This is a genomic window from Mesorhizobium sp. M4A.F.Ca.ET.020.02.1.1 (assembly GCF_004022645.1).
Classification (GTDB): domain Bacteria; phylum Pseudomonadota; class Alphaproteobacteria; order Rhizobiales; family Rhizobiaceae; genus Mesorhizobium.
In genome coordinates, this window is the sequence record NZ_RZOI01000656.1 from 1 (window position 1) to 3,408 (window position 3,408).

At 64.5% G+C, this 3,408-nt stretch carries 2 protein-coding genes; one reads left to right on the plus strand and one right to left on the minus strand.

Annotated elements, in window-relative coordinates; genetic code table 11:
- Positions 1 to 32 precede the first annotated feature (32 nt).
- Positions 33 to 2,723, minus strand: coding sequence for an aconitate hydratase AcnA (acnA, locus tag EN742_RS28680; RefSeq protein WP_126057432.1), 2,691 nt, complete (start codon positions 2,721 to 2,723; stop codon positions 33 to 35).
- A gap of 284 nt (positions 2,724 to 3,007) precedes the next feature.
- Here acnA and ccmA point away from each other — a divergent pair.
- Positions 3,008 to 3,408: heme ABC exporter ATP-binding protein CcmA (gene ccmA, locus EN742_RS28685; protein WP_128333553.1), on the plus strand; the 401-nt coding region annotated here is incomplete at its 3' end.

Consider the following 3,408-nt stretch of genomic DNA (forward strand, 5'->3'; position numbering starts at 1 on the left):
GCCCTATTCCCCTACTCCCGTACTGCCTTTCACTATGCTGCCAGATCGCGCAGCACGTATTGCAGGATGCCGCCGTTCTTGAAGTAGTCGAGCTCATCCAGCGTATCGATGCGGCAGATGATCGGCACGTTCTTCACCGTGCCATCGCCATAGGTGACCTTGGCGCCCATCTTCTGGCGCGGCTTGATGGCGTCCAGCCCGTCAATCTCGACCAGCTCGTCACCCTTGAGGTTGAGGGAAGCCCATGAGGTGCCGTCCTCGAAGACGAAGGGGATGACGCCCATGCCGACCAGGTTCGAGCGGTGGATGCGCTCGAAGGACTGAGCGATGACCGCGCGGACACCAAGGAGGTTCGTTCCCTTGGCCGCCCAGTCGCGCGACGAGCCGTTGCCGTATTCGACGCCGGCGAAGATGACCAGCGGCACGCCTTCCTTCTTGTACTCCATCGCGGCGTCGTAGATCGACATCTCCTCCTTCGAGGGGTAGTGGATGGTGTAGCCGCCCTCGCGGCCGTTCTCGCCCAGCATGTGGTTGCGGATGCGGATGTTGGCGAAGGTGCCGCGCATCATCACCTCGTGATTGCCGCGCCGCGTGCCGTACTGGTTGAAGTCGGCGACGCCGACGCCATGTTCGGTCAGGTACTTGCCGGCCGGCGAGGCGGCCTTGATCGAGCCCGCCGGCGAGATGTGGTCGGTGGTGATCTTGTCCCCGAAGAGGCCGAGCACGCGCGCGCCCTTGATGTCGCCGATCTTGCCGAAGCCCGAGGTCATGCCGGCGAAGTAGGGCGGGTTCTGCACATAGGTCGAGCTGTCGTCCCAGGCATAGGTCTGGCCTTCCGGCGCCTTGACCTTCTGCCAGTATTCGTCGCCCTTGAAGACGTCGGCATATTTGCGGGCGAACAGCTCGCGCGTGACGTTCTTCTCGATGAACTCCTGGATCTCGGCCGCGCTCGGCCAGATGTCCTTGAGGTAGACCGGTTTGCCGTCGCTGCCTTCGCCGAGCGGCTCGGTGGTCAGGTCCTTGGTCACCGTGCCGGCCAACGCATGGGCGACGACCAGCGGCGGCGACGCGAGATAGTTCGCCTGCACGTCCGGCGAGACGCGGCCCTCGAAGTTGCGGTTGCCGGACAAGACCGCGGCAGCAATCAAGCCTTTGTCATTGATTGTCTTGGAGATCGGCGCCGGCAGCGGGCCGGAATTGCCAATGCAGGTGGTGCAGCCGAAGCCAACCAGGTTGAAGCCGATCTGGTCGAGCTCCTGCTGCAGGCCGGATTTTTCCAGGTATTCGGCGACCACCTGGCTGCCTGGCGCCAGCGAGGTCTTCACCCACGGCTTCTGCTTCAGGCCGACGCGGTTGGCGTTGCGGGCGAGCAGCCCGGCGCCGATCAGCACGCTCGGGTTCGAGGTGTTGGTGCACGAGGTGATGGCGGCGATGACGACGTCGCCATGGCCGAGATCGTGGTCGGTGCCTTCGACCGCGTAGCGCTTGGAGATCTCGGCGGCCTTCTTGTACTCGGTCTCCATCGCCTTGGCGAAGCCGGCCGGAATGCCTTCCAGCGCGACGCGGCCCTCAGGGCGCTTCGGGCCTGCCATCGACGGCACGACGTCGCCGAGATCGAGCTCGAGCAGGTCGGTGAAGACCGGGTCGGCGGAGCCGGCGTCGCGCCACATGCCCTGCGCCTTCGAATAGGCCTCGACCAGCGCGATGCGGCTTTCCTCGCGGCCGGACATCGTCAGATACCGGATGGTCTCGCTGTCGACCGGGAAGAAGCCGCAAGTGGCGCCATATTCCGGCGCCATGTTGCCGATGGTGGCGCGGTCGGCCAGTGTCATGTTGGATAGGCCGGGGCCGAAGAACTCGACGAACTTGCCGACAACGCCCTTCTTGCGCAGCATCTGGGTGACGGTAAGCACGAGGTCGGTGGCGGTGACGCCTTCCTTGAGCTTGCCGGTGAGGCGGAAGCCGATGACCTCGGGCAGGAGCATGGAAACCGGCTGGCCAAGCATCGCCGCCTCGGCCTCGATGCCGCCGACGCCCCAGCCGAGCACGCCGAGGCCGTTGATCATGGTGGTGTGCGAATCGGTACCGACGCAGGTGTCGGGATAGGCGGTGGTCTCGCCGTCCTCGCTGTTCGTCCAGACGACCTGGCCAAGATATTCGAGGTTGACCTGGTGGCAGATGCCGGTGCCGGGCGGCACGACGCGGAAGTTGCGGAAGGCCTGCTGGCCCCATTTCAGGAACTTGTAGCGCTCCTCGTTGCGCTCATACTCGAGCTCGACATTGCGGGCGAAGGCCATCGGCGTGCCGAACTCGTCGACGATGACGGAGTGGTCGATGACGAGGTCGACCGGCACCAGCGGGTTGATCTTTTCCGGATCGCCGCCGAGCGCCTTGATGCCGTCGCGCATGGCGGCCAAATCGACCACCGCCGGAACGCCAGTAAAATCCTGCATCAAAACGCGGGCCGGACGGTAGGCGATCTCGACGCCGGCGGTGCCCTTGTCGGTCAGCCAGCCGGCCACCGCCTGGATGCTCTCCTTGGTGACGGAGCGGCCGTCCTCGTTGCGCAGAAGATTCTCCAGCAGCACCTTCATCGAATAGGGCAGCCGGGCAATGCCGGCGAGGCCGTTCTTCTCGGCCTCGGTAAGGTCGAAATAGACATAGTCAGCGCCACCCGCGGTCAGGGTGCGGCGGCATTTGAAACTGTCGAGGGATTTTGACACGTGCGATCCGTCCTTGTCTGTTCAGCCTGAAAGGGAACGGACGCCGATGGCATGCAATCACGCGCAAAGGTGCGGGTACGGCCATTTCCGCTGTCCGCTCCCAAGCAACCCGAGCCGTTCAAGGCGGCGCGTGCGCTGGTTCGGCGCCAATTCTGTTCCCGCGCCGACCGCTGGCACGGATGATCCGCATATAGAGAATTTCCTGGAATAGTTCTAGACAGTCGAAAGGCAAATTTGTGCGATGCGGCGACGGCCGCGAAACGGTGCTTTCGGAACGGGCAATGATGCGGCTGATCGCCGAAAATCTGGGCGGCGAGCGCGGCGGCGAGACGGTCTTTTCCGGCATCGGCTTTGCGCTCGAGAAGGGCGAGGCACTTGTCGTCACCGGCCCGAACGGCGCCGGCAAGTCGACGCTGCTGAGGGTCATCGCCGGACTGCTGCGGACTGCGGAAGGGCAGGTCCGGGTCGAAGGCGGTGGCGAGGCCTTCCCCACGGTCGCCTCGGCCTGCCACTATCTCGGTCATCTAAACGCGATGAAGACGGCATTGAGCGTGGCGGAGAATCTGCGCTTCTGGCGCGACTTTTCCGGTGAGCCGGCGTTTAGCGTGGACGAGGCGCTGGCGACCGTCGGGCTCGGCGGCATCGGCCATCTGCCGTTTGGCTATTTGTCGACCGGGCAAAGGCG